The 25498-nt window shown below is 66.6% G+C and carries 21 protein-coding genes; 5 read left to right on the plus strand and 16 right to left on the minus strand.

Annotated features, from left to right (window positions below):
* Positions 1-245: 245 nt before the first annotated feature.
* On the minus strand, positions 246-2414 hold the full coding sequence (locus EV283_RS13665) for a transglycosylase domain-containing protein (RefSeq protein WP_165391804.1): 2169 nt from the start codon (positions 2412-2414) through the stop codon (positions 246-248).
* A 232-nt stretch (positions 2415-2646) separates the two neighbouring features.
* Here EV283_RS13665 and EV283_RS13670 point away from each other — a divergent pair, with 232 nt between their 5' ends.
* Positions 2647-3231, plus strand: a complete 585-nt coding sequence (locus EV283_RS13670) for an NADPH-dependent FMN reductase (protein ID WP_242615976.1) — start codon at positions 2647-2649, stop codon at positions 3229-3231.
* 116 nt (positions 3232-3347) lie between these two features.
* Here the strand turns inward: EV283_RS13670 and EV283_RS13675 are convergent, their stop codons facing one another.
* The 8 genes from EV283_RS13675 to EV283_RS13710 all read right to left on the minus strand — a co-directional run bounded on the left by EV283_RS13675 (position 3348) and on the right by EV283_RS13710 (position 10507).
* The gene (locus EV283_RS13675; protein WP_130326297.1) at positions 3348-4379 is read right to left on the minus strand and encodes a histidine kinase dimerization/phosphoacceptor domain -containing protein; all 1032 of its coding nucleotides are present in this window, start codon (positions 4377-4379) and stop codon (positions 3348-3350) included.
* Positions 4376-4816 carry a response regulator gene (locus tag EV283_RS13680; protein ID WP_056416106.1) on the minus strand — a complete coding sequence of 147 codons (441 nt, stop codon included), beginning with the start codon at positions 4814-4816 and terminating at the stop codon, positions 4376-4378. The genes EV283_RS13675 and EV283_RS13680 overlap by 4 nt, the downstream gene beginning before the upstream one ends.
* A complete protein-coding gene (locus EV283_RS13685) occupies positions 4813-6321 on the minus strand; it encodes a sensor histidine kinase (protein ID WP_130326299.1) in 1509 nt (502 codons plus the stop codon). Before EV283_RS13685 ends, EV283_RS13680 begins: the two co-directional genes overlap by 4 nt.
* Positions 6322-6429: 108 nt before the next feature.
* On the minus strand, positions 6430-7209 hold the full coding sequence (locus EV283_RS13690; protein WP_130326301.1) for an exonuclease domain-containing protein: 780 nt from the start codon (positions 7207-7209) through the stop codon (positions 6430-6432).
* A 27-nt stretch (positions 7210-7236) separates the two neighbouring features.
* On the minus strand, positions 7237-7686 hold the full coding sequence (locus EV283_RS13695) for a PH domain-containing protein (RefSeq protein WP_056416112.1): 450 nt from the start codon (positions 7684-7686) through the stop codon (positions 7237-7239).
* 262 nt (positions 7687-7948) lie between these two features.
* Positions 7949-9328 carry a phosphomannomutase/phosphoglucomutase gene (locus EV283_RS13700; protein WP_130326303.1) on the minus strand — a complete coding sequence of 460 codons (1380 nt, stop codon included), beginning with the start codon at positions 9326-9328 and terminating at the stop codon, positions 7949-7951.
* A gap of 91 nt (positions 9329-9419) precedes the next feature.
* Positions 9420-9686: a DnaJ domain-containing protein gene (locus EV283_RS13705; RefSeq protein WP_107957704.1), complete on the minus strand. Its 267-nt coding sequence runs from the start codon at positions 9684-9686 to the stop codon at positions 9420-9422.
* Positions 9683-10507, minus strand: coding sequence for a division plane positioning ATPase MipZ (locus EV283_RS13710; RefSeq protein ID WP_130326305.1), 825 nt, complete (start codon positions 10505-10507; stop codon positions 9683-9685). Before EV283_RS13710 ends, EV283_RS13705 begins: the two co-directional genes overlap by 4 nt.
* 75 nt (positions 10508-10582) lie before the next feature.
* Here EV283_RS13710 and panC point away from each other — a divergent pair, with 75 nt between their 5' ends.
* Together panC and EV283_RS13720 are read left to right on the plus strand one after the other, a co-directional pair.
* Positions 10583-11419, plus strand: a complete 837-nt coding sequence (panC, locus tag EV283_RS13715) for a pantoate--beta-alanine ligase (RefSeq protein ID WP_130326307.1) — start codon at positions 10583-10585, stop codon at positions 11417-11419.
* A gap of 92 nt (positions 11420-11511) precedes the next feature.
* Positions 11512-11808, plus strand: coding sequence for a sel1 repeat family protein (locus EV283_RS13720; RefSeq protein ID WP_056416128.1), 297 nt, complete (start codon positions 11512-11514; stop codon positions 11806-11808).
* 162 nt (positions 11809-11970) lie between these two features.
* Here the strand turns inward: EV283_RS13720 and topA are convergent, their stop codons facing one another.
* The gene (gene topA / locus EV283_RS13725; RefSeq protein WP_130326309.1) at positions 11971-14589 is read right to left on the minus strand and encodes a type I DNA topoisomerase; all 2619 of its coding nucleotides are present in this window, start codon (positions 14587-14589) and stop codon (positions 11971-11973) included.
* 235 nt (positions 14590-14824) lie between these two features.
* Positions 14825-16981, minus strand: a complete 2157-nt coding sequence (locus tag EV283_RS13730) for a TonB-dependent siderophore receptor (RefSeq protein ID WP_130326311.1) — start codon at positions 16979-16981, stop codon at positions 14825-14827.
* A 180-nt stretch (positions 16982-17161) separates the two neighbouring features.
* Between EV283_RS13730 and EV283_RS13735 the strand changes: the two genes are divergently transcribed.
* The gene (locus EV283_RS13735) at positions 17162-17533 is read left to right on the plus strand and encodes a hypothetical protein (protein WP_130326313.1); all 372 of its coding nucleotides are present in this window, start codon (positions 17162-17164) and stop codon (positions 17531-17533) included.
* Positions 17534-17881: 348 nt separating this feature from the next.
* Here EV283_RS13735 and EV283_RS13740 read toward each other — a convergent pair whose 3' ends face one another.
* The 5 genes from EV283_RS13740 to bamA all read right to left on the minus strand — a co-directional run bounded on the left by EV283_RS13740 (position 17882) and on the right by bamA (position 24509).
* Positions 17882-19528, minus strand: coding sequence for a Na+/H+ antiporter (locus EV283_RS13740; protein WP_165391790.1), 1647 nt, complete (start codon positions 19526-19528; stop codon positions 17882-17884).
* Between the two features lie 199 nt (positions 19529-19727).
* Positions 19728-20483: a hypothetical protein gene (locus EV283_RS13745; protein ID WP_130326315.1), complete on the minus strand. Its 756-nt coding sequence runs from the start codon at positions 20481-20483 to the stop codon at positions 19728-19730.
* Positions 20484-20646: 163 nt separating this feature from the next.
* Entirely contained in the window at positions 20647-21543 is an 897-nt protein-coding gene (locus EV283_RS13750; RefSeq protein ID WP_130326317.1) for a Gfo/Idh/MocA family oxidoreductase, read from the minus strand.
* A gap of 13 nt (positions 21544-21556) precedes the next feature.
* Positions 21557-21856 (minus strand): putative quinol monooxygenase, encoded by a 300-nt coding sequence (locus EV283_RS13755; protein ID WP_056416151.1) that lies wholly within the window; start codon positions 21854-21856, stop codon positions 21557-21559.
* 64 nt (positions 21857-21920) lie between these two features.
* On the minus strand, positions 21921-24509 hold the full coding sequence (gene bamA / locus EV283_RS13760) for an outer membrane protein assembly factor BamA (protein WP_242615977.1): 2589 nt from the start codon (positions 24507-24509) through the stop codon (positions 21921-21923).
* A gap of 292 nt (positions 24510-24801) precedes the next feature.
* Between bamA and EV283_RS13765 the strand changes: the two genes are divergently transcribed.
* A complete protein-coding gene (locus tag EV283_RS13765) occupies positions 24802-25128 on the plus strand; it encodes a hypothetical protein (RefSeq protein WP_056416154.1) in 327 nt (108 codons plus the stop codon).
* Positions 25129-25498 lie beyond the last annotated feature (370 nt).

The raw sequence follows: 25498 nt of genomic DNA on the forward strand, positions 1-25498 counted from the left end.
CGGGGGCATTCGTGGCTCTGGATCCTGACTTTCGCCAGGATGACGGTGGGGTGGAGGGATCGCGGCCCCTCGCTTGAACGGGGGCTTCGATCGCGACGCACCCTTCTACTTCGTCATCCTGGGCTCGACCCAGGATCCAGAGCCATGGGCGGGGTCATTCGTGGCTCTGGGTCCTGACTTTCGTCAGGATGACGGTGGGAGGGAGGGGATCGCGGCCCCTTGTCAGGAGGACGGTGGGGGGAGGGTCACTGCTCCCCGTCATACCCAGGCTCGTCCTCGGGCGGGCGGCGATCGTCGCGGGGCGGCGGGCCTTCCTCGCGGTCGCGGCGCGAGGGGCCGACGGAGATCGTGCCGTCCTCGCCCATCTTCAGGTTGAAGCCCATCCCCTCGATCTCGCCGCCCAACGGCAGCACGGCATTGCCCTCCTCGTCCGCGGGCAGCGCGTCGGGATCGACCTCCTCGACCGCGGGTGGCGGCGCGGCGACGGGCGCGATGCCGAGCGCGGACTGCATGAAGTCGCGCCAGATCCGCGCCGGAATCCCGCCGCCCGACAGCCCGGGGTTCGAGCTGTTATCGTCGTTGCCGACCCACACGCCGACCACGAGGTCACGCGCGAAGCCGACGAACAGCGCATCCTTGTTGTCCGATGTCGTGCCGGTCTTGCCGAACGCGTCGACCGTCAGGTTCGCCTGCCGCCCGGTGCCGTTCCGGATCGACGCCGCGAGCAGATCGAGCATCTCGTCATGGATCTTCGACGGGATCTCGGTCGCGCCGCCGGTCAGCGACTGGTACCAGCCCTTCTCGCGAACGTCGGCGAGGCCGCGCGGCTGCACCGGATATTGCTCGCGTGCGATCGCGGCATAGGCGGCGGTCAGTTCGAGCAGCGACACGGTCGAGGTGCCGAGGCCGATCGTCGCCTCGCTTGGGATCGGCGTCGAGATTCCGAGATCGCGCGCCGCCTTGATCACCGCCTTGACGCCGACCTGCTGCGTCAGCCGCGCCGCCGCGACGTTGGACGATCGCGCAAACGCCTGGCGCAGCGTGATCGTCCCCTGATAGCGGCCGTCGCTGTTCTTGGGTGTCCAGTCGCCGATCGTCACCGGCCGGTCCTCGATCGTCGAATCGGGCGTCAGGCCCGAACGCATCGCCGCCAGATAGACGAACAGCTTGAAGGTCGAGCCGGGCTGGCGCCGTGCCTGCGTCGCGCGGTTGAACGGGCTCTTGCGATAATCCTTGCCGCCGATCATCGCGACGACCCGGCCATCCGGGCGCATCGCCACCAGCGCGACCTGCGCCTGCCGTAGCCCGGCGCGCGCGACGGTACGCTCCGCTGCACGCTGCAACCTCGGATCGAGCGTGGTCTGGACGGTGGTCTCGGTCTTGACCTCGCCCGCCTGGTCGCGCGCCTCGGGGAGGATCCAGTCGGCGAAATAGGTGCCGTTGGGCAGTTGCGACGGGCGGCTGCCGAGCACGCGCTGCGGGCGGACCGCGTCGCCCTCCGCCTTGGTGAGGAAGCCCGCATCGACCATCGCGCCGACCACGACCGCCTCGCGCTTGCGCGCGCCTTCGAGGTTCGAGGTGGGGGCGAGACGCGACGGCGCCTTGACGAGGCCTGCGAGCATCGCCGCCTGGCCGACGTTGAGCTTGTCGGGCGTGCGGCCGAAATAATGCTTGGCCGCCGCGCTGATCCCGTAGGTGTTGTCGCCGAAATACACGTTCGACAAATAGCGAGAGAGGATCTCGTCCTTCGACAGCCATGCCTCAAGCCAAAAGGCGATCATCGCCTCGCGGATCTTGCGCGTCGCTGTGCGGTCCGAATCGAGGAACGCGTTCTTCGCGAGCTGTTGCGTGATCGTCGAGCCGCCCTGACGCACGCCGCCCGAGCCCATGTTCGCCCACGCCGCGCGCGCGATGCCGCGCGGATCGACGCCCCAGTGCGAGTAGAAGCGCCGATCCTCGATCGCGAGGAAGGCCTGGGTGACGTGCGGCGGCAGCGTGGCCGCGTCGACCGGCTTGCCGATGATCGCCCCGCGCCGCGCGATCGGCGTGCCGTCGTCCGCGGTGAGCGTGATCGAGGGCGGCGTCGGCGGCTGGAGCGATTTCGACAGCGGTGCGGTGATCGCCAGCCAGATGATCGCGATCACCAGCAGGACGATGCCGATGCCCAGCCCGCGCAGGATCCACCGGCCGATCGGACGCTGGCGGCGCGGTGCGGCATAGGGCGGCGCCGCGTCGCGATCGTCATACGGCTCGAACGCGTCACCATCGCGCTCGCGCTCGTATTTCTGGCGGAGGCGTTCGCGTTCGGTGCTCAGCCGTTCGCGTTCATAGGCATAGGGCTCGCGGTCATCCTGCGAGTTGGCGCTGGAACGGCCGGCGCTGGAACGGTTGGTATCGAAGGGATCGGGGCGCATCGGTCGTTCCAGCGGGTCGGCCAAGCGGCGGACATCAGGTGTATTATCGTTCTACGACAGTTCGGGCAAGTCGGTGCCTGCGTCCGGCGTATGCGCATGCTTAACGTGTACGGAGGCTTAGCGACAGCGTCCGCGAGCGGGAACCGCGCGAAGGCCTGGTGTCCAAGACCGGTTGTCATCGCGCGACGAAACGGGGAAGAGCATGTCGATGACGTTCGAACAGGATGAAACCGTGGCCGCTTCCGAAACTCTCCCGCTGGTCGTTGGCATCGGCGGCACGATCGGCGGCGTTTCGTCGACCGAGCGCGCGCTGCGGATCACGCTCGATGCGGTCGAAAAGCAGGGCTATCGCACGCAGATGTTCGGTGGTGCCGACATGGCGCGGCTGCCGCTCTACGATCCCAAGGCGACGACGCGGACCGCGGACGAGCGAGCATTCGTCGAGGCGGTGCGCGGGGCATCCGCGGTGATCATCGCGAGCCCGGGCTATCACGGCAGCATCTCGGGCGTGGTGAAGAACGCGCTCGACCTGCTCGAGGAAACCGCGCGCGACGAGCGACCGTATCTGGCCGACATGCCGGTCGGGCTGATCGCGACGGCCTATGGCTGGCAGGCGACGGGCAGCACGATCGCGGCGCTCCGCTCGATCGTCCACGCGCTGCGCGGCTGGCCGACCCCGTTTGCGGCGGCGATCAACACGCAGGTCACGAAGTTCGACGACGAGGGCGGCGCGAACGACCCTGCGGTGATCGAGCAGTTGCGGCTGGTCGGCCACCAGGTCGCCCGGTTCGCGCCACTGTCCGAGCCGGCGAACTAACGGGTCTGCACTCTTCCCCGTTCGTCCTGAGCGAAGTCGAAGGATGTGCCCCAAGCGCGGGTGCTTCGACTTCGCTCAGCACGAACGGAGGATGGGGCAGTCCGGCGCGAAGACCTTTAGCGGACAGCGGCGCGCAGCGTGGCGCGGACGCCGGTGTGGGTCGGGTCATATTCGACGATCGTCTGCAGGCTTTGCGCCATTGCGCGGATCAGTTTCGTGCCGAGCCCCGTCCCGCGCGGCACCGCATCTTCGGGAATCCCGCAACCATCGTCCTCGACCGCGAGCAGGACGATATCGTCGTCGATCCGGCGCAGCACCACGCGGACTTCACCGCCGCTGGTGGGATAGGCATATTTGCACGCGTTGGTGACGAGTTCGGTGACGATCACGCCGAGCGACACCGCGCGGTCGGTCGGCAGGCGGATCGGCTCGGCGACCAGCGTCAGCGCGCGCGGGAGCGCGTCGGTCGACCAGGTCTCGGCGAGTTCGTCGACCAGCGCGCCGAGATATTCCTGCATGTCGACATTCTCGACGTCGTTGCTCGTGTAGAGCCGCCGGTGGACCTGCGCGATCGCCTGGATGCGGCGCTGCGTATCCTCGAGCGCCTCGCGCGCGGAGGGGTCGGTGAGCGCGGTCGCCTGCAGGCGGACCATCGCCGAGACGAGCTGGAGCGAGTTGGCGACTCGGTGGTTCACCTCGCCGAGCAGCGCCTCGAGCCGCGCATTGCTGGCGCGCAGGTCGGCTTCGGCGGACGCCTTGTCGCGTTCGAGCAGCGCGCGAGCGCGCACCTGATCGAACGAGGCGTCGAGCAGGTCGAAGAAATCCTCGCCCACGGTCTTCACGACATAGTCCGCCGCGCCCGCCTTGAGCGCGGCGACCGCGATGCGGCCTTCCTCCGAGCCGGTGACGTACACGACCGGCGGCGGATCGGGCAAACGGCGCAGCGCTTCGAGCGTTTCGAGCCCGTCCATGCCGGGCATGTAGTGATCGACCGCGATCAGGTCGAACCGCTCGGCCGCCGCCTTCACGACGCCTTCCGCCCCCGTCTCGGCGACGGTCATCCGGTAGCCGCGGCGTTCGAGCGCACGCGCCGCCAGCCGCCGGATCCCGGCGTCGTCGTCGATGTAGAGGACGCTTGGCCCGCTCACTCGGCGTCGGGAACCTGGATCACCGACAGGAACAACCCGAGCTGGCGGATCGCCTGCGCGAAGCTCTCATAGTTCACCGGCTTGGTGATGTAGACGTTGCAGCCCAGATCGTAGCAGCGCTCGATCTCGATCTTGTCGTCGGTGGTGGTCAGCACGACGACGGGCGTGCGGCGCAGCGGGCTGCCCTCCGCCTTGATTCGCGTGAGGATGTCCGTCCCGCTCATGTCGGGCAGGTTGAGATCGAGCAGGATCATCGCCGGGCCGCTCTTGGCGGGCCCGTCGACCGCGTTGAACAGGAAATCGAGCGCGCTGGTGCCGTCGGTGAAGTGCTTGATGTCGTTCAGGATCCCTGCGCGACGGATGTTCTTCTCGATCAGCCGGGCATGGCCTTCGTCGTCCTCGATCATGACGATCCCGACGGTCTGGTGCTGGTTCATGGCGTGCTATCCTGAATCGTCATTGCGCTGGGAAGGTTGAGGCGGAAGGTGGCACCGTCGCCGAGCGTCGACTGCACGTCGATCGTGCCGCCGAGACGATAGGCCAGCGCGCGGACATGCGCGAGGCCGATCCCTTCGCCGGGCTGATCCTGCGGCCCCGAGCGACGGAACAGGTCGAACACGCGCTGATGATCGCGCACATCGATACCGCGGCCATTGTCGATCACCGACAGGATGACCCGGCTGCGCTCCTTGTGCCCGCGCACGACGATCTCGCCGGGACGGCCGGGCTTGAGATACTTGGTCGCGTTCTCGATCAGGTTCGACAGGATCTGTTCGAGCGCGAGGCGATCGGTGACGATCGCGGGCATCGGCCGTTCGACGCGGACGACCGCACCGCGATCGTCGACGATGTGCTGCATCGAACCGATGATCGTGTCGACCAGCTGCGCGGGGTCGATATGCTCGGGCGCGATCGTCCGGCGCCCCTCGCGCGACAATTTGAGGATCGCGTTGATCAGCCGGTCCATCTTCTGCGTCGAGGTGCGGATGAAGCCGATCGCCTCGGGCAGGTCCTCGCGCGCGGCCAGCTTTGCGTCCTGCGTCAGGATGTGCGGCGCTTCGGCCTCGGCACGGTCGATCAGCTCGGCGAGCGGCCCGGCGGCGGTGGCGAGTTCGGCGGTGAAGCCCATGACGTTCACCAGCGGCGAGCGCAGGTCGTGGCTGACGATATAGGCGAAGCGCTGGATTTCCTCGTTCGCGCGGCTGAGATCCGCGGTGCGAGTCGCGACCTGATCCTCGAGCGTCTCGTTCAGATCGCGCAGGCTGTCGCGCGAGCCGGCCAGATCGGTGGTGTAGCGGCGGATCACGAGGATCGCGAGGATCGCGACGACCAGGAGCAGCGCGGCGGCTAACCCTGCGACCGAGAGGAACAGCGCGCTGCTGCGTTGCTGGTGCCCGGTGCGGATCGCGAGCAGGCGAACCTCGTCGGCGGCCATCGCCTGGAGGCGGTAGCGGATGCCGCGCATCAGCGGCACGCTGGCATCGACCGCGAACCGGCGTCTTGCCTCGGCGATCCGGCCGCTCGCGACCAGCGTCATCGACTGCGTACGCAGCGCGCGCAACCGGACGAACCTTGCCTCGATCCGGTCGATCCGGGTGGTCTGCGCGGGGTTGTCGCTCGTCAATTGGCGGATCGTGCGGATCGAGGGGACGATGTTGCCCGCGGTCCGCGCATAGGCGGTGGCGAACAGCGGCGTGCCGACCAGAATATAGCCGCGCCGCGCGGTCTCGGACTGCTCCATCTCGACCTGGAGCGTCGCGATCGCCTGGCGGACGTCCTGCGTGTGGAGGATCTCGGCGGTATAGCTCTGGTTGCGGACCGTGATCCAGCCGATCGCGACCGCGGCGGCGGCGAGCGCGATGAAACCGAGCGTCATGAACGCGACCAGCCACCGGGCGACACGCCCCTCGGACGAAGGCAATTTCAAGCGTACGCTTACCATGGGTTATTGATCTACGGTACCGCCGGTCGTTACGCCAGCGATACTGTCATGACGCAAAGCAATGGCGTTTGCCGCATGATCCTCCCCCTTGCAGGGGAGGACAGGCAGCTACAGCAACAGGTCCTGCGCGCTGGCCTTGCCGACGCGGCCTCCGCCGCTGCGGCGGTCCATCTCGTGGTTGGCGGTGAAGCGGATATCGGGATCGCGATCGGTCATGAATGCCATCAGCGTCTCGTGATCGAGCTCGGACCATTCCTTGCCGCGATCGGGGCCATAGCGGACGCGCGGGATCAGGCCCGGATCGCGCGACCATTCGACAAGCTGCGCAAAGCTCGCCTCGTTGAGCATGTCGCGCAGGTGGAACGCGGTGACATAGGCGTCGGGGAAGGCGCGGTGTGCGGGCAGGCCGCGCTCATGCTCCATGCCCTGCGGCTTGCGCCAGTAGCGCAGCACTTGGTTCGAGAAGCTCGGGCTGTCGGGCCAGAGCCGCAGCGCGCATTTCCAGGTGCAGATCCACTCGGCGTCGCGAGTCAGCGCAGGGGTGCAGAATTTCTGCTCGAAATCGGCGCGGTGCGCGGCGAGTGCGAGGCGGCGCGGCCACGGATCGAGCACCTGCCGCGCGCAGTCATGCCACCACGGCGCGTCGGCGACATGCTCGTCGAGGATATGGTGGATCGCCTGCGTGACCGGCGGGATCAGCCGGCCGGGATTGACGAGCAGGCTGCCGCCTTCGCCGTAAATCTCCCAGCGGCCATTCTCGGCGAGCGCGACGTCCTGCCAGCCGATCTCGCAGACTCCGTGCGCGGGCGGCGCGGAGCCGGTGGTCTCCAGGTCGACGACCCGGATCATCTGCGGTTGCTGCTTGGGCTTGGGATAGGGGGGCGCCATGCCCGTCATGTGGGGATAAAAGCGCGCTTAATCCAGCGCGTATGCGTCATCGACATCGAGTTCGCGGACGCCGCGGCGCTGGCGGGCGCGGTCGACGAGCTTGCGCAGGCCTTCGCGACGCTCGCGCGCCATCGGAATATCGCGGAGGCTGAACTCGCCCCCCGCCGTCGTGCGATCGCTCGAGGTGAGCGTGATCGTGCCGATATCGGTCATCTGGTTGAGCAGCGAATAGCCGAGCCGGACGTCCTTGATCCGGTAGAGCTCGACCTCGTCGATCGTCTTGAACAGGATGCCGCGCTTGATGATCAGCCGCTGGTCGGTAATCTCGTACGTGGCGCTGCGGTTCCTGAGCCAGCGGACGCCGATCAGGACGAAGCCTATGCCGACCAGGCAGGTGAGCAGCGTTCCCCAGCCGGCAAAGCTGCCGAGCAGCCAGCGGCGCGTGCTGGACCGGAATTCATCGACTGGGCGCTCCACGGGGGGACTCCTTGGGGTGGTGGCGGGACGGTAGGCGAGGGGGATGGCGTGTCAATCGGGTCTGGCCGCCGCCCTGTCGCTCCCGCGGATCCCCCATAGTGTCGTCATCCCCGCGAAGGCGGTACTCAATTATGGGGCACGCTCTCAACCTGCACCACCCCGGCGAAGGCCGGGGTCCAATTGGGTAACGGTGCTAACCGATGCCGGCGCTTCGTTATTTCCACCTTTCCACTTGGGCCCCGGCCTTCGCCGGGGTGGTGGTCTATTTGGGCTGTCCGGCGCGGATCACACCACTCGCCGCCAACTGCGCATCGACCTCCGCCAGCAACGCATCGAGCGCCGCCTGGTCCTTCGCTTCCGCGCGGACGGTCAGCATCGCCTGCGTGTTCGACGCGCGCAGCAGCCACCAGCCGTCGGCGGTCGTCACGCGTGCGCCGTCGGTGAGATTCATCTCGACGCCATCCGCCTGCAACCGCGCGATCACCTCGTCCACCACCGCGAACTTTCGCGCGTCGTCGACCGGGAAGCGCAGGTCGGGCGTCGCCACCAGCGCGGGCATCGCGTCGCAGAGTTCGGTCAGCGACTGCCCCGACAGGTGCACCGCGCGGATCAGCCGTACCGCGGCATAATGCGCATCGTCGAAGCCGTAATATTCGCCCGCGAAAAACAGGTGCCCGCTCAGTTCGCCGCCGATCGGCGCCCCCGTGCGAGTCATCGCGGTCTTCATCAGGCTGTGGCCGGTGGGCGCCATCACCGGCTCGCCGCCCAACGCCGCGATTCGATCGAACAGCGCTTGCGAGGACTTCACGTCGGCGACGATCGGCGCGCCGGGATGCTCGCGCAGCGCAGGTTCGACCAATATGGCGAGGATCTGATCGCCCCAGATCACGCGTCCCAGCGCGTCGACCGCACCGATCCGGTCGCCGTCCCCGTCGAAAGCCAGTCCGAAATCAAGGTTCTTCTCCACCACAAGCTGCTTCAGATCGGCAAGATTGGATTCCACGGTAGGATCGGGATGATGGTTGGGAAAATTGCCGTCTACATCGGCGAACAGTACATGATGCTCACCGGGGAGGAGCTTGACGAGCTTCTCGATCGCCGGGCCGGAGGCACCGTTGCCGGTGTCCCAGCCCATCCGGTACGCCCCCCCGGCATAGCCCGCCACGAGCCGCGCGACATAGGCATCGAGGACGTCGGCGTTCGTCACAATGCCCGCGCCTTCGCTCCAGGCACCCGTCGCGGCAAGCGTGGCGAGCCCCTGGATGGCGTCACCGAAAAATGGCGCACGCGCCTGTACTATCTTGAAGCCATTATACTCGGGGGGATTATGGCTGCCGGTTACCTGGATGCCGCCATCCACTTCTAACGTCGCCTCGGCGTAATAGAGCATCGGCGAGGTGCTCAGCCCGATCCGGACGACGTCGACGCCGCCCGCGGTCAGGCCGGTGACGAGCGCGGCCTCGAGCGCGGGGGAGGACAGGCGGCCGTCATAGCCGACGACGACTCGGCGACCGCCGGCCTCGCGGATGCGGGTGGCGAAGCCGCGGCCGATCGCGACCGCGTCGGCGGGGCCGAGCGCTTTGCCGACGATCCCGCGGATGTCGTATTCGCGGAGCGAGGTCGGATCGAACTGGTGGGTCATTATCTAGATTTCCGTTCGTCCTGAGCGAAGTCGAAGGACGGGTTCCAGCCAATGTCCTTCGACTTCGCTCAGGACGAACGGCGGTTTGGGGTTATCGCGCGCGCTTCAGCAGTAGATCGCGCGCGGCGTTCACCCGGCGGGTCAGGTCGGTCGAGCCGCCGCGGTCGGGGTGGACCGAGGCGATCAGGCGGCGGTGCGCGCTGCGGATCGCGTCGGCGTCCGCGGTGCGATCGATGCCGAGGATCGAGCGCGCCTCCGCTTCGTCCGTCACCACCGCGCGTTCAGGCTTGGCCTTCGGCTTGGGGCGAAGATAATGCCAGGCCAGCCAGATGAAGACGGCGGCGACGATCCACTTCACGCAGCGACGCCGGGCACCGGGGGCTGCTCCGCGACGATATCGGGCAGCTGCAGCGCCGCCATCATCTCGCGCAGTTCCTGGCGCGCGGCGACATGGCCAAGGCCCATGCTGCCGAATTCCTTCGAATCGATCATCGTCAGCCCGGCGGGAAACATCTCGCGGTAGATGACGCGCTCGCCGAGGCCCGGGATGATCCGGAAGCCGACCCGCTTGGCCAGTTGCGCCAGCGCATCGGACACGCGGCGCATGTTGCGCGCCTCGATATGCTGGAGGCGGTTGCGCAGCACGACCCAGTCGATCGTCGTGCCATCGGCGCGCGCACGCTGCTTGCGCGCATCCCAGATGAGTTCGGAATAGAAGCTCGGCCGCGTGACCTGATAGGTTTCGGGATCGACCTGCCCGATCAGGTCGAAGTCGACGAAGCTGTCGTTCATCGGCGTGACGAGCGTGTTCGACAGCGCGGCGGCGGTGCGCGCGAACGGATCGTCGCGGCCCGGCGTATCGACGACGAGGAAATCCGATCCCTCGCACAGCGAGTGCCACAGGTCCTCGAACTGGTCCTCGCTCTGCGCCGACAGCGTCGCGTGGCGCGGCATCGGCAGCACCGATCCGTTGCGCCGCATCGTCTCCGCGCGGTTGTCGAGATAGCGGCCCACGGTGCGCTGGCGGTGATCCAGATCGAGACACGCGACGCGCGCGCCCTTGGCGGCGAGCGCGATCGCGACGTGCACCGCGGTCGTCGACTTGCCCGTGCCGCCCTTCTCGTTGGCGAACACGATCACGTGCGTCGAAGCTTGGGGTGAGTCAGGGCCCGTGGCCAACGCGCGTTTCCTTATTGATCGTAACTGTCACCCTTCATAGAAGCCGCGACCGCACTTATCGAGTAGGAGTTTCGCGTGGACATCGTCCGGGACCTGAATGCGTTGCGCGACAGCGTCGCCGCCTTCCGTGCGGCGGGGCAGCGCGTGGCGCTCGTCCCGACGATGGGGGCGCTCCACGCCGGCCATGTCGCGCTGATCGAGGCGGCGAAACGGCCGGGGACCAAGGTCGTCGCGTCGATCTTCGTGAACCCCAAGCAGTTCGGGCCGAACGAGGATCTGTCGCGCTATCCGCGGCGCGAGATGGCCGATATCCGGATGCTCACCGAGGCCGGGTGCGACCTGCTCTGGCTGCCTTCGGTCGAGGCGATGTATCCCGACGGGTTCGCGACGACGGTGCGAGTCTCGGGCGTCAGCGACGGATTCGACGGTGCGGCGCGGCCCGGCCATTTCGACGGCGTCGCGACCGTAGTGTCCAAGCTGTTCAACCAGGTCGGCCCCGATACGGCCTATTTCGGCGAGAAGGATTACCAGCAGCTCGCGGTCGTGCGGCGGTTCGTCGCCGATCTCGACTTCGCGATCGACATCGTCGGCGTGCCGACGCAGCGCGACGATGACGGGCTCGCGATGTCGTCGCGCAACATCTATCTCGACGACGAGCAGCGCAAGCAGGCGGTCGCGCTGCCACGCGCGCTGGGCGTGGCCGCGCGGGCGATCGCGAAGGGCGAGGATGTCGATTCGGTGCTCGACGATGCGCGCACGACCTTGGTCGGCGCGGGGTTCGCGATCGATTACGTCGCGCTCGCGGATGCGGAGACGCTCGCCGAGAACCCCGCGGCGGACCGTCCGCGGCGGTTGCTGGCGGCGGCCCGGATGGGCGCGACCCGGCTGATCGACAACATCGCGATCGAATAGCGCAACGCGTTGTAAAATTGAGACGTTAACCCATTAACCATTCCGTAGTGGGAATCGTCGCAGTCTGCCCCAACGAACATTGGGGGCAGACCATGGGCAGCAGTCTCAAGAGCGCGAATTTCCTGATCGAACGCCGTCTGAAGGACGCCGCGCGCGGCGACGACCGGGCGTGTTACGAACTCGGCATGGTCTATTCGACCGGCGCGTCGGGCGTCGTCCTCGACCTGATTGAGGCGCACAAGTGGTTCAACCTCGCGGCGGTGTCGGGCAACATCGCGGCACAGGAATGCCGTGCGCAGATCGCCGAGGACATGACGGCGCGCGAGATCTCGGTGGCGCAACGCGCCGCGCGCGACTGGATGCAACTGACCCAGCGCCGCGCGGCGTGATCCTCCCCGGAACGGGGAGGGGGACCGTTCGCCGCTTGGCGAAGGGTGGAGGGGGCTCGCCGCGGACGTAGCGTTCTTGGGTCTCTCTCTTCGCCGCGTGACGGTTGGGGAAGCCCCCCTCCACCATCCTTTGGATGGTCCCCCTCCCCTTGCAGGGGAGGATTAGGCTTCCGCTTTCTTCTTTGGCGCGGCTTTCTTGGCGGGGGCCTTTTTCGCCGGCGCCTTCTTTGCAGGCGCCGCTTTCGTCTCCCCGTCCTTCGCGGCCGCAGCCTTAGCCGGTGCCTTCTTCGCCGCGGGCTTCTTGGCGGGGGCCTTTTTCTTCTTCGTCGCAGGCGCTGCCGCCGCCCGCGCGTCGATCAGCGAGGCGGCTTCCTCCAGCGTCAGCTGGTCCTTCTCGATCGACTTGGGCAGGGTCGCATTCGTCGTGCCGTCGGTGACATAGGGACCGTAGCGCCCCTCCATCAGCTTGATCTCCGCCTCGGTGCGCGGATGGTTGCCCAGTATCTTGAGCGGCGCCTGCGCCCCGCGCGCGGTGCGACCGCCGCCGGCCGCCGCCTCGGCGAGCTTCACGACCGCCGCGTTCATGCCCGTCTCGAACACGTCCGCGGTCGTCGTGAGACGCGCATACTTGCCCTCATGCTTCAGATACGGCCCGAACTTGCCGATCGTCGCGATGATCGGCTCGCCGGTCTCGGGGTGATTGCCGACCGTCCGCGGGAGCGACAACAGCTTGACCGCCCATTCGAGGTTGAGCTCGCCGATATCCTTCGGGATCGACGCCATCTTGCGGTCCTCGCCCTCGCCGATTTGCAGATACGGGCCGAAGCGTCCCGACTTGCGCTCGATCGGCTGGCCGGTGTCGGGATGCGTGCCGAGCGTCGAGGGACCCGCATCCGCCTCCGCGTCACCGCCAGGCTGTGCGAAACGACGCGTGTATTTGCACTCGGGATAGTTCGAACACGCGATGAACGCACCGAACTTGCCGCCGCGCAGCGCGAGCTGCCCCTCGCCGCAGTTCGGGCAGAGCCGCGGATCGCCGCCATCCGCCTTGGCGGGGAAGAGGTAGGGCGCGAGAAAGGTGTCGAGCTCGGCGGTGATCGCGCTGGGCTGCTGCTCCATCACCTCGTTGGTGCGCGGCTTGAAATCGCGCCAGAACGCGTCGAGCACCGACTGCCACTGCGCGCGGCCGCCCGAGACGTCGTCGAGCTCCTCCTCGAGCTCGGCGGTGTAATCATAGCCGACATATTTCTCGAAGAAGCGCTCGAGGAACGCGGTCACGAGGCGTCCGCTCTCCTCGGCGAAGAAGCGGTTCTTCTCGATCCGGACGTAGGCGCGGTCCTTCAGCGTCTTGATGATCGACGCGTAGGTGGACGGACGGCCGATGCCGAGCTCCTCCATCCGCTTGACCAGCGAGGCCTCCGAGAAGCGCGGCGGCGGCTGCGTGAAGTGCTGCTCGGCGTCGACCTTCTTCTTGGCGGGGGCATCGCCCTCCTTCATCCGCGGCAGGCGGCGTGCGTCCTCGTCCTGCGTGTCGTCCGCGCCTTCCTCGTACAGCGCGAGATAGCCGGGGAAGAGCACGACCTGACCGGTGGCGCGCAGGATGTTGCGCCCCGTCCCGTCGGCCATCTCGACCGTGGTGCGCTCCATCCGGGCCGATGCCATCTGGCTGGCGAGCGCGCGCTTGAAGATCAGGTCGTAGAGGCGCGCGTGATCGCCGCCGCCGGCCTTGTCCTTGCCGAAATCGGTCGGGCGGATCGCCTCATGCGCTTCCTGCGCGTTCTTCGCCTTCGACTGGTACTGGCGCGGCTTGTCGGGGACGTAGCTCGCGTCGAAGCGGTTCGCGACCGCGAGGCGCGCGGCGCTGATCGCGCTGCCGTCCATCTGGACACCGTCGGTACGCATATAGGTGATCGCGCCGTCCTCGTAGAGGCCCTGCGCGATCCGCATGGTGTGATCGGCGGAGAAGCCGAGTTTGCGCGACGCCTCCTGCTGGAGCGTCGAGGTGGTGAAGGGCGGCGGCGGGTTGCGCGTGGCGGGCTTGGTCTCGACCGTCTGGACCGAGAAATTGCCGTCGAGCACCGCCTGCTTCGCGCGCAGCGCATCGCCCTCGTTACCGATCGACAGGCGATCGAGCTTGTTGCCCTCGAACTGCGTCAGGCGCGACTGGAACGCGGTGCCGTCATGCTCCATCTCGGCGGTGACGGACCAATATTCCTGCGGCTTGAAGACATCGATCTCGCGCTCGCGCTGGACGATCAGGCGCAGCGAGACGGACTGGACGCGGCCCGCGGACTTGGCGCCGGGCAGCTTGCGCCACAGCACCGGCGAGAGCGTGAAGCCGACGAGGTAATCGAGCGCACGGCGGGCGCGGTACGCGTCGATCAGATCGTCGTCGAGCTCGCGCGGGTTCTTCATCGCCTCGGTGACGGTGGCCTTGGTGATCGCGTTGAAGGTGACGCGCTCCACCTCTTTCGGCAGCGCTTTGCGCGCGCGCAGGACCTCGCGGACGTGCCACGAGATCGCCTCGCCCTCGCGATCCGGATCGGTCGCGAGGATCAGGCGGTCGGCGAGCTTGGCGAGATCGGTGATCGCTTTGAGCTGCTTCGACTTGTCGGCGTAATTCTCCCACGTCATCGCGAACTGATCGTCGGGATCCACCGAGCCGTCCTTGGGCGGCAGGTCGCGGACATGGCCGTAGCTGGCCAGCACGCGATAGTCGCTGCCGAGATACTTCTCGATGGTTTTGGCCTTGGCAGGCGATTCGACGATGACAAGCTGCATGGGGAAACCGGGATCCTTACGTGTACGCGTACGAGGGTGGCGGCGTCGGGGTAGCCGCGTCAACCCGGCGTGAGCCCGGAGTGACGAGCCCCAAGTGCCGTCGCGGCAGCCGATTTTCCAGAGGGTGGCAGCTTCGCGCCCCCCGAATTTCCCTCACGCATCAGGAAACGCGGTACATTTTTGCAGCGATCCTCCCTTGGCCGGGGAGGATCGCGAACGGACGGTGTAAGGAACGCTAGAAGCGATAGCCGATCGTCGCCTGGACGGTGCGGCGGTTGCCGTACCAGCACCAGTTATAGTTGGCGAAGCACGACGTCAGATACTTCTTGTCGAAGATGTTGGCGCCGTTGACCGCCAGGCTGAGCCCACGCAGCGACGGCGCGAGCTTCTCCAGGTCGTAGCGGACCAGCGCGTCATAGACCGTGTAGGACGGGCTGTTGCGGCCCTGCGTCTCGCCCGGCGTGACGCCGGCATAGACCTGGTCGACATGCCGCACCGCGCCGCCGATCGTCAGCCCCGCGAGCGCGCCCTCGGGCGCGGCCCAGTCCAGCCCGAGCGACGCGCCGCCACGGCCGACGGTCTCCAGACCCCGGCCGACGCGCTGCGGAGCGTCGGCGTCACTTGTGACCTTCACGCGCTGCCGGCTGAACGCGACGCGCGCGTTAAATCCGTAGGGCAGGGGCGCGCTTCCTTCGAACTCGACGCCCGTCGAGCGAACGCCGCCGGTCTGACGGGACACGCTGAAATCGGGCGTGTTCGTCAAGACGTTGGTCTGGTCGATCCGGAACCAGGCGCCCGACAGCAGGATCTGCGTGCCCGGAACGGTGAATTTCGCACCGGCTTCGAGCTGCTTGCCGAGCGATGGGTCAGCTAGCCCAGGTGTTCCGTCGCTCTGCGTGATCGGGCTGGCCTGCTGTTCGAACGACGTCGAATAGCTGACATACGGTGCAAGACCGAACGGCAGCGTGTAGAGCGCGGCGGCGCGATAGGTGAACTTTTCGTCGTGCTTCACGTCGCGCCCGTCCTGATGCGCGCGCGCCCAATCCTGCCGTCCGCTGAGGACCACGCGGAGGTCGCCGAGCGACATCTGATCCTGCGCGTAGACGCCTTGCTGGCGCTGCTGGATGTTGGTCGGATTTTGACCGCCGATCTGCTCCGGCGTGGTGGGGACCGTCGTCGTACCATAGACCGGGGAAAAGCCGTTGAGCGACGGCGCCGAGCCGAACGCTACGACTTGGGTCGAGTGCGCGACCTGGCGGTCGACGCCGAAGAGAAGCGTGTGCTTGATCGGCCCGGTCTGGACCGTGCCGCTCAGCTGGTTGTCGAACGTCCAGTTGTTAAGCTTTTCGCGCGACGCATAGGAGGCGCGCGAGAATGTCTGGCCGCTCGGATCGCTCGGATCGAGCCCGCCCGCGGTGTAGATCAGCCCCAGATTCGCCTTCACATATTGATAGCGGCCCGAGGAGCGGAACGCCCAGCCGCCGCCGAAATCATGGCGGAAAATGTAGGTGAGCGCGGCCTGGTCGCGGCTGAACCGGTTGCCCGCCTCGCCCCCGTCGAAGCTGGTCGGCAGCGTGCCATTGGGGTTCGCGAGCAGCGTGCCGCTGGCCGGGAACACGCCGTAATCGCCGTTATACGGATCGTGCGAATAGGCGCCGAGCAGCGTGAAGCTGGTCGAGCTGCCCGCGCCCGCGGTCACCGCGGCCGAGATCGTCTGGCGTTCGCGCTTGCCGAATTTCTGCTGCGTGTCCGCGCCGTTGGCGCTGCCGTTGATCCGCCACAGCACGCCCTCGCCCGCGCGACCGCCAAGATCGGCATCGACTCGGTAGAGATCGTAATTGCCATAGGTCCCGCTGATCGCGCCGTACAACGCCTGGTCGAGCGGCAGCTTGCTCGATTCGGCGACGAGGCCGCCCGGGCTCGACTGGCCGTACAGCACCGAGGCTGGCCCCTTGATGACCTCGATCCGGTCGAGGCGCGAGACGTCGACCTGCGGCACCGCATAGCCCGACGCGCTGCCGAACTGCTTCAGGCCGTCGAGATATACCGGCGCATCGAACCCGCGCAGCTTGAACTGGTCGTACACTTCCGCGCTCGCGCCGCGTGTCTCGGGCGTGACGCCGGCCACGAAACGCAGCGCCTGGTTGAGGTTCTGGAGGCTGCGGCCCGCGATATCGTCGCTGGTGATGACGGTGATCGACTGCGGCGTCTCGGCCAGCGGGGTGTCCGTCTTGGTGCCCGACGACGCTTGGTTGCGCGCATGCTGGCCGGTGACGACGACGATCCCGGTGTCGAGGCTGGCGGCGGGCGCCTCCGGGGCGGTCTGCGCCTGTCCGGGGGCGGCGGTCGTCGCCGAGGCCAGCAGGACGGCTATGCCGAAACGTCGTGTCATGGGATCCCTTTCGTAATGCGCGCCGGCTACCGTTCTTGATAACTATTATCAATAGCGAATATCGTGATGTGTGGTCGAGGGTGGCGGCTGTGATATCCGGGCATCAGTTTGCGCCGCTTTGCCGACCGCGGGTTGCATCGCGGGCGCTTCCGCAGCACCGCGCGGCATCAAGGACAGGATATGAGGCAGGCCATGAACGGACGGGATTTGGCGGTGGAGATCGCGACGGCAGGCGACGCGGCGTGGTTCGTTAAGGCGTCGACGCGGCGCTTGCGGATCCGCAACATGGTGCCGGGCGAGTTTGCCGACGTCGCGGGTCCCGCGCCGGTCGGCATGGCGTGGCGGACGATCGTGCTGGAGGCGCAGCCGGGTGCACGCAGCCGTCAGGCGATCGCGCTGCCGATCGCCACGGCGCTCGAGACGTTCGACGACGAGGCGCTGTTCGCGCTGTTCCTGCAGGTCGCCCCGGCGGGCGCGCGCGACGTGATCGCGCGGCTGCGGAAACTGAAGATGCCCGCTTCCGCCGATGCGCAGACGCCGACGAAGGACTGACGGTTCGGCGCTCCGCGACGTCCTTGCGGCGCGAAACGCGGTGCGGCGGACATGTTTTGGACACATATCGGACCAAGCGAGCCGCACGCGTGACGGACCGTGCTTCCGCTCCGGCGATCTGATGCTAGCTTATCACCAGTGATGCGCGCTTCATGGCGCTGCGTCCTTGGCGCCCCGCCCGGATACGAGAGTGTCGCACGGACGGGCGGGGCGCCACCGTTCACCAGAAATTCACCAAGTCCTTGCAAAGCGGTCCGCAGAGGATTCGCTTAGTAATGCGTACCTTCTGCGCTCCGCCGGTTTCAGTCACACGGACAGGCGGAGCGCAAAACCTCAGTCTCTTCCGTGCTACGCAAGCCCCTGGCGCGAGAGACGCGCGTCGATCAGGTCGAGCTCGCGGCCGAGCTGCTCCGCCAGCGTCACGCCGATTTCCCGCCGCCGCGCCAGATCGAAGATCGCGTTGCGCTCGGCACGGACCGCGGCCAGCCGCATGTCGCGCTCGATCGGCGCATCCGCCTGGCCGGTGCGGTCCTCGGGCAGCGTCGCGAGGCTGTCGATCCGCTCGCGATACTGATCCATCAGCCGCGCGGCGATATCGGTGAAGCGATCCGGATCGTCGCGCCCGTCCGCCATCTGGTGCTGGACACGATCGAGTTCGGCGATCGCCGCCTTGGCCGACACCAGCCGGGCCCGGTCGCGCGCCGCCGCAATGCCTTCGTCGGGCGGCAGGTTCAATCCGCGCAGCAGCAGCGGCAGCGCGACCGCGGCGATCACGAGCGACGACAGGATCACGCCCGACGCGAGGAAGATCACCAGATCGCGCGCCGGGAAGGGCGTTCCGTCGTTCAGCGTGAGCGGCAGGGTCAGCGCACCCGCCAGCGTGATCGCACCACGTGCGCCCGCCGCCGACATCGCCGCGATGATCCGGCGCGGCGGGCTGACCGCGTCGTCGTTGCGCCGCCGCGCGCGCAGCAGCGTCAACTGCATCGACACCCACACCCAGCCATAGCGCAGCACCGCGAGGCCGAGCACGACTGCGAAGACATAGATCGCCAGCCACCACGGGCTGACATGCCCGGTCGCGGTGACGGTATCGCGCGCACGCACGAAAACCTCGGGCAGTTGCTCGCCGAGCAGCACGAAGATCACGCCGTTGAGCGTGAATTGCAGCATGTCCCACACCGCGCGGCGGCGAATCCTCGTGCCGGCGGCGACTCCGCTGGTCGCACCGGTGAAGGTCATCGCGATCCCTGCGGCGGCGGCGGCCAGGACGCCCGAGGCATGGACATGCTCGGCCGCGAGATAGGCGGCGAACGGGATCAGCAGGCTGACCAGGATGTTCGAGCCGGTCTCGTCGCCGAACCGCCGCGCGAACGCCGCCTTGCTCGCGACGATCGCCCAGGTGACGCCGACGCCGATCGCGACGCCGGCGAGCGCCATCCACGCAAAGGTCAGCGTCGCTTCGCCGAGCGAGAAGCTGCCCGTCAGCACCGCGGCGATCGCGAAGCGTACGCAGACCAGCCCCGACGCGTCGTTCAGCAGCGCCTCGCCCTCCAGGATGTGCATCATCCGCTTCGGGATCGGCGCCTTCTGCGCGACCGCGGAGACCGCGATCGGATCGGTCGGGGAGACGACCGCCGCCAGCGCGAACGCGACGCCCAGCGGCATCGTCGGGATCAACCAGTGGATGAACACGCCCATGCCCAGCACGGTCAGGAACACCAGCCCCAGCGCGAGCCCGAGCACTGCGCCGCGATCGCGGACCAGCTCGTCCTTCGGGATCCGCCAGCCGTCTAGGAACAGCAATGGGGGAACGAGCAGCAGGAAGAACAGTTCGGGGTCGAGCTCGACGCGGATATGCGCGACCATGCCGATCAGGGCCCCCAGCGCGATCTGAACGAGCGGCCGCGGCAAGGCGGACGGCAACATGCGCGACGCCATCCCGCTGATGACGACGGCGAGCAACAGGAACAGGCACAGGGTAACGATCTGCAAAACGGAAGGCCCTCGGTTGATGTAGAGGCGCCCCTATACACGGATTGTCGCCTTTTGGGGGATCGTCCGGTCGGTGCTTCGGTTCGTATTTCGCCCAGAGTCGGCCCTTTGGACCGGTGACGCATGGTTCCAATTGGCAACGTTAGACTATTGAAAGGCGCGTGTTCGGTGCTCCGAAACGATTACAAATACCTGGCAATCATCTCTCTGCGTTAGCCGACCGGGCTTCCCGGTAGAGAGCTTCCGCTAATATGCCCGACAGTACGGTTTTATCGAACTGTACATTTTGTCCTTGAGGGATGCAGGGCCCCAGAAAAGGCAGCAATTTCGACAGTGCGAGGTCCTCGTCCTTGCTCGCGGGAGTCGTTAGCACAAGTCTGCGGCTCTCTTCGGCCGCACGTCGGACAACACAGTCGGCGAACAGCATTCTGGAAACATAGACTTTGGTGTTTGGCGTACTTGCGTCAGTCATTTGCAGGCCAAAATTGATCGGAGCCTTACTAACAGAGGCAGGTGAATCTTTATAATCTATTTTGTATAGGCCGACATAGAGCGCTCCGCGTAGGAATGACGATGTCATTCTCAAATCGCCGCTAGCAATGCAATTGTTCGACGCAACTCGTCTGACCATGGAATTATAATTTGGACTATCAGGCCATGTTTCCAAGAAGGACTCGACCTGTCTTCTATTATCTTTGATAAGACAAGTTCCATACGCTTGGAGCGTAATACGTACCTTATCGGACGGCTTCATGTAGGCGTTATCTGGAGTTTTTGCGCGAACTCCCCCGGATAGCTCCCGACTCAAGTCTTGCGCAGGGCAGGCCGCTGCCAGTGAAATAATAGCAGCCACCGAGAGTGGCGCGAATTTTCGGATGCCCATGATTTTTCCAGCTAGATCGGAAGCGGGTAAGTGCTGTTCGTGTTCAAGCAGACTCCAGAGTGCAACGCTCAACGCCTGTTTACAAGTCCGCCTCGATAACCGGCCATATGACCAGATGTTCGTTGTTCGCGCTTGGCGGGCGCGTAGCTCACTTTCGTGAATTGATCCGCGTAAGCGAACGGTCTGCTTTCCTCTCCAAACCGGACGGTGCGGGGGCGACCGGTTGCGCCTACCGCTAGCCCGCCTCCGCATGGCGGACGATGTCTTCGCAGAGGCGGTGGGTGGCGAGGATGTCTTCGGCCGCCGTCGGGCGGGCTTCGCGGACGCCTGCGAGGAAGTCGGCGCACATCGCTTCGAAGCCGCGTTGGCGGGTGACCGGGGTCCAGTCGCCGCGACGGGTGCGCGCGTCGGTGCCGGCCTGGTCGCGCGTTTCGGAGAGGTTGAGGACGGAGCGGCGACGGTCCGCGGCGATGACGTCGAGCCGCTCCTCGTCGAGCCCGGAGTTGCGCTGCATCGTGCCGATCGCGTGATGGCCATCGCCCGCGAGCGTCAGCGTGATCCCGCTGAGCAGGCCGTCGCGGACGATCGTCTCGATCTGGGTCCGGGCGATCGGTCCGGGGGCGAGGAACCGGAGCGTGTCGACGACGTGGATGAAGTCGTCGAACACCACGCGGCGCGGGGTGTCGGGCTGCGCGTGGCGGTGCTTCTGCATCAGCATGAACGCGCGGGGTTCGCTGCGCAGCGCGGCATAATCGGGGGCAAAGCGGCGGTTGAAGCCGATGGCGAGCAGGCGGCGCTGGCGCTGCGCGAGATCGACCAGCCGTGCGGCCGCGTCGAACGTGTCCGCGAGCGGCTTGTCGACCAGCACCGCGGCACCATGGCCAAGCAGCGTCTCGACCATCTCGGGGTGCGCGGGCGTCGCCGAATGGACGAACGCGGCATCGAAGCGCGCCGCGGACAGCGCCGAGTCGAGACTGTCGTGGAGATGCGTGATCCGGTACGTCGCGCCCAGCGTGGCGAGCACGGCGCGATCGCGCGTGACCAGATGGAGCTCGATCCCCGGCGTCGCGGCTAGCACCGGGAGATAGGCCTTGCGCGCAATGTCGCCGAGCCCTGCCATGATCACGCGCATCGCGCCGTCCCGCTTATTCGGCGACGTCGATCGCGTGGTTCTGGATGATCACCGGGCGCGCGGCGGCGAGATCGCGCGCGGCCAGCCCGAACGCCTTGAAATGGTCCGATGCCATGTGCTGCTGGACCGCGGCGTCATCGGCATAGAGTTCGTTGAACACGTAGCGGCGCTCGCCATCGGCTTCGCGCCACAGGTCGTAGTGCAGCACGCCGGGCTCGGCGCGCGATGCGGCGACGCAGATGCGCGCGGCGTCGACAAACGCGTCCTCGCTGCCGGGCTTGACGGTGACGAAGGCGATGATCTTGACGGACATGGGGCATCCTTCCTCTTGAGGTTGCCGCGTTCTGACGCGGGACGCCACGCGCGACAAGCCTCGTCTAGAACTGGCCGCCGATGTTGAACGTGATCAGCTTGTCGTCGTCGCCCGGCGCCTTGAGCAATGCCTTGGCCAGATCGATCCGCAAGGGCCCGAACGGCGAGGTCCAGTTGACGCCGACGCCGACCGACAGCCGCGGGCTGGCGGTGTTGCCCGAATAGGTCTCCTTATAGGTGCCCAGCGAATAGGTGTAGGGCGTGCCGGTGTTGGTGGTCGTGCTGGAGCCGGCGGAATCGAGATACAGCAGCTCGCCCGACGTGTTGGTATATTGGCGCGTGCCCGCGACGCACGCGATCGAGGCGGTGTTGGCGGCGGCGCAGCTATCGGTCAGCGCGGGTTTCTTGCCGCCGAAGACCGCGCCGACATCCATGTAGATCGACGGACGAAGACCCAGTTCGCGCGCACCCGCGCCGAGCGGCAGTTCGAGCTCGAGCCGCGCCTGGTAATAGGTCGTGCCGCCCAGCGCGGTCTGGGTGTTCGAGCTGTTCGTGCTCGACAGGGTCGCAGGGACGGTCGACGTGTCGTAATAGGTCCGCGTCACGCGCGGGCCGACGCCGCGAATGTCGAAGCCGCGCATCTGCGGGTCGCCCAGATAGAAGCGGTCGGTCAGCCGGACGTCCTGCCCCAGCCCCTTGATATAGCCGCCCTCGGCATGCGCCGACAGGATGAAGCTCGACCCGAGGTTCATGTATCTGGTGTAGTTGGCGGTGCTGCGGATGTATTTCGTGTCGCCGCCCAGGCCGGCGAAATCCTGGCTGATGCTCAGCTTGCTGCCCTTGGTCGGGCGCATCCGGCTGTTGGTGTTGTCGAACACCAGCGAATAGCCGATCGACGAGGTCCAGCGATTGCCCACCGCGTCGCACAGATACGCGCCGGCGATCGCCGGGTCGCACGCGCCGTTGGTGTAATAGGTGTCCTCGTCGAGCGTGACCTGGTCATAGGACAGCCCGTAGCGCGCGGTGGCGGACCAATATTCGGTGAGCGGCACCGCGGCGCGAATCTGGAAGCCGGTGGAGACCTGTTCGTAGGTGGTGTCGTTGCTGTCGCCGGTCGTGCTGTACGAGCTATAGTCGCGGCGGAAGATGTCGCCGCCGAGCGCGACGTTGGTGTCGAACATATACGGCTCGGTAAAGCCCAGGCTGACCGATTTGGAATAGCTCGACAAGCTGGCATTGGCGCGCAGTTCCTGGCCCATGCCGCGGAAATTGCGCTGCGTGATGCTGGCCGAGGCAATGAAGCTTTCGAGGCTCGAATAGCCCGCCGACAGCTGCAGCTCGCCGCTCGATTTCTCCTCCAGGTTGGTCTCCAGGATCACGCGGTCGGGCGCCGAGCCCGGCAGCTGCTTGATCGTCATCTTGTCCTGGAAATAGCCGAGCGAGTTGATCCGGTCCTCCGATCGCTTGACCTGGAAGCTGTTGAAGGCGTCGCCCTCGGCCAGGCGGATCTCGCGACGGACGACCTTGTCCTTGGTCTGCGTGTTGCCGTTGATCTCGACGCGCTCGACATAGGTGCGCTTGGCCTCGGCGATGTTGAAGTTGATCCCCATCGTCAGCGTGTCGGCGTCCTTCTGGAACTCCGGGTTCACTTCGGAAAAGGCATAGCCGAACAGGCCCGCGGTCTGGCTGAGAGTGTCGACCGAATCCTCGACGAGCTTGGCGTTGTACCAGTCGCCCTTCTTGAGCGGCAGCGTGGCGGCCAGCTTCTTGCTGTCGAAGTCGCGGATCTGGCTGTCGACGCTGACGTCGCCGAATTTGTAGCGTTTCCCCTCTTCCACCACATAAGTGATGATGAAGTCCTTCTTGTCGGGCGTCAGTTCGGCGACGGCGGAGGTTACGCGGAAATCGGCATAGCCTTGCGTCAGATAGAATTGCCGCAGCTTCTGCTGATCGTAGGACAGGCGATCCTGGTCGTAGCTGGTCGCCGACGACAGCAGGCGGCTCAGGCGCGCCTGCTTGGTCGCCATCTGCGCGCGGATCTGACTTTCCGAAAACACGGTGTTGCCGAGGATGTTGATCTGGCGGACCTTGGACTTGGGCCCCTCGCTGACGACGAACACGACATCGACCCGGTTCTGGTCGAGCGTCACCATCTTCGGGTCGATGACCGCGGCGAACCGGCCCTGGCGGCGATAGAGTTCGAGGATCCGCGCGATATCCTGGCGGACCGCGGTGCGCGTGAAGATCTGGCGTGGGGCGAGCTTGATCTCTTTCGTGATCTTGTCGCTCTTCAGCGCCTTGTTGCCCTCGATCAGGATGCGGTTGATGATCGGGTTCTCGCGCACGCGCAGCACGATGTTGCCGTCCGCGACGCCCGCGATCGAATAATCGGCGAACAGGTCGCTGGCCTGCAGGTCTTTCAGCGCCTGGTCGAGCGTCTCGGTAGTATAGGGCTTGCCGACGCGCAGCTTGGTGTAGCTCAGCACGGTTTCCGCCTCGATCCGCTGCGCGCCCTCGACACGGAGAGTCTTGATCGTGCGGCCGACGGGCAGGGGGACCGGGGCGGTCGGCCCGGGCGGCGGCGCGGGGGTCGGCGCGTTGGTATGCCCGGGGGTCTGGGCGGCAGCGACCGGCGTCGCCAGTGTTCCAGCCATGGCCAAGGCCAGGGAGCCGGCGCCTAAATCGAACATCATGCCTGCGTCTCCGGGAGTGAGCCGCGGCGCTATGGGGAGCATGTTTCCCCGGGATGTTCCCGTGTTTCGCCAGATCGCAGGCGTGCAACATATCGCCTCGGCCACGCCGCGGCCGCCGCCCGTCCGGCCCGCCGGAACGCGCATATGTCGCCGTCGTGTCACGGATCGCCCGCGGGGACATTTCCAGGACATTCCCGCGGCCTAGCTACTGCCCCGCAGGCCGCTGCCGCGCCTGCTTCAGGAAAGGCCGATCATGCGCGTTGCCATCAAGGGTGTATCCGCACCCGACCCCATCCGTCCCGCCGCCTCGCCGCCGATCGTCGACAATCCCTTCGCGCCCGAAATCTTCGCGACCGGGTTCGCCGGGCTGGCGAATTTGAGCGGCGTGATCGTGCTGACGCTGGAGAGCGCGCGCTGCGACCATACCCGCCAGCCGCCGGGCATCGACCGTGTCGTCGTCGGCCGGATCGCGCTCACCAGCAGCGCCGCGCAGGATCTGGTCGCGGGGCTCAACCAGTTCCTCGAACAGCAGGGGTTGAGCCCGTCCAAGGCGATCGCCGGCGGGGCGACGTTCCAGTGAGCGGGGGGCCAGTGAGCGGGGCGCCAGTGAGCGACGGTTCAATGAGCGGGGCCGACTATCCCTCGATCTGCCGGACGGTCCGGTTCTACGCCGTCGCCCGGCCCGGCCAGGCGATCGCCAAACGCGCGCGCTGGACCGCACAGCCATTGTCGGATGTCCGGCCCCGGCGTCTGGTCGTCGCGAAGACTGTGGGCTGGTCCACCATCCGTTACAATCTTGTAACAACTGTAACGGTATGACAGTTTGATGAAAGGGCATGAATAGAACCGTGTTCGCAAGACGACACCCGGCGGCCTAATCGGGCGAACACTGGAACACCGCTTGTCGCGCGGGACATCGCATCGCAAACCTGAGTGGCGGACCTTATCCG

Source organism: Sphingomonas sp. BK036 (assembly GCF_004216825.1).
GTDB lineage: Bacteria > Pseudomonadota > Alphaproteobacteria > Sphingomonadales > Sphingomonadaceae > Sphingomonas.

Excerpts from the sequence above, each read along its gene's own strand:
- EV283_RS13665 (WP_165391804.1), bottom strand. The coding sequence starts at position 2,414 with ATGCGCCCCGATCCCTTCGATACCAACCGTTCCAGCGCCGGCCGTTCC.
- EV283_RS13680 (WP_056416106.1), bottom strand. The coding sequence starts at position 4,816 with ATGAACCAGCACCAGACCGTCGGGATCGTCATGATCGAGGACGACGAA.
- EV283_RS13685 (WP_130326299.1), bottom strand. The coding sequence starts at position 6,321 with ATGGTAAGCGTACGCTTGAAATTGCCTTCGTCCGAGGGGCGTGTCGCC.
- EV283_RS13690 (WP_130326301.1), bottom strand. The coding sequence starts at position 7,209 with ATGGCGCCCCCCTATCCCAAGCCCAAGCAGCAACCGCAGATGATCCGG.
- EV283_RS13700 (WP_130326303.1), bottom strand. The coding sequence starts at position 9,328 with ATGACCCACCAGTTCGATCCGACCTCGCTCCGCGAATACGACATCCGC.
- EV283_RS13720 (WP_056416128.1), top strand. The coding sequence starts at position 11,512 with ATGGGCAGCAGTCTCAAGAGCGCGAATTTCCTGATCGAACGCCGTCTG.
- topA (WP_130326309.1), bottom strand. The coding sequence starts at position 14,589 with ATGCAGCTTGTCATCGTCGAATCGCCTGCCAAGGCCAAAACCATCGAG.
- EV283_RS13730 (WP_130326311.1), bottom strand. The coding sequence starts at position 16,981 with ATGACACGACGTTTCGGCATAGCCGTCCTGCTGGCCTCGGCGACGACC.
- EV283_RS13735 (WP_130326313.1), top strand. The coding sequence starts at position 17,162 with ATGAGGCAGGCCATGAACGGACGGGATTTGGCGGTGGAGATCGCGACG.
- EV283_RS13750 (WP_130326317.1), bottom strand. The coding sequence starts at position 21,543 with ATGCGCGTGATCATGGCAGGGCTCGGCGACATTGCGCGCAAGGCCTAT.
- EV283_RS13755 (WP_056416151.1), bottom strand. The coding sequence starts at position 21,856 with ATGTCCGTCAAGATCATCGCCTTCGTCACCGTCAAGCCCGGCAGCGAG.
- bamA (WP_242615977.1), bottom strand. The coding sequence starts at position 24,509 with ATGGCTGGAACACTGGCGACGCCGGTCGCTGCCGCCCAGACCCCCGGG.
- EV283_RS13765 (WP_056416154.1), top strand. The coding sequence starts at position 24,802 with ATGCGCGTTGCCATCAAGGGTGTATCCGCACCCGACCCCATCCGTCCC.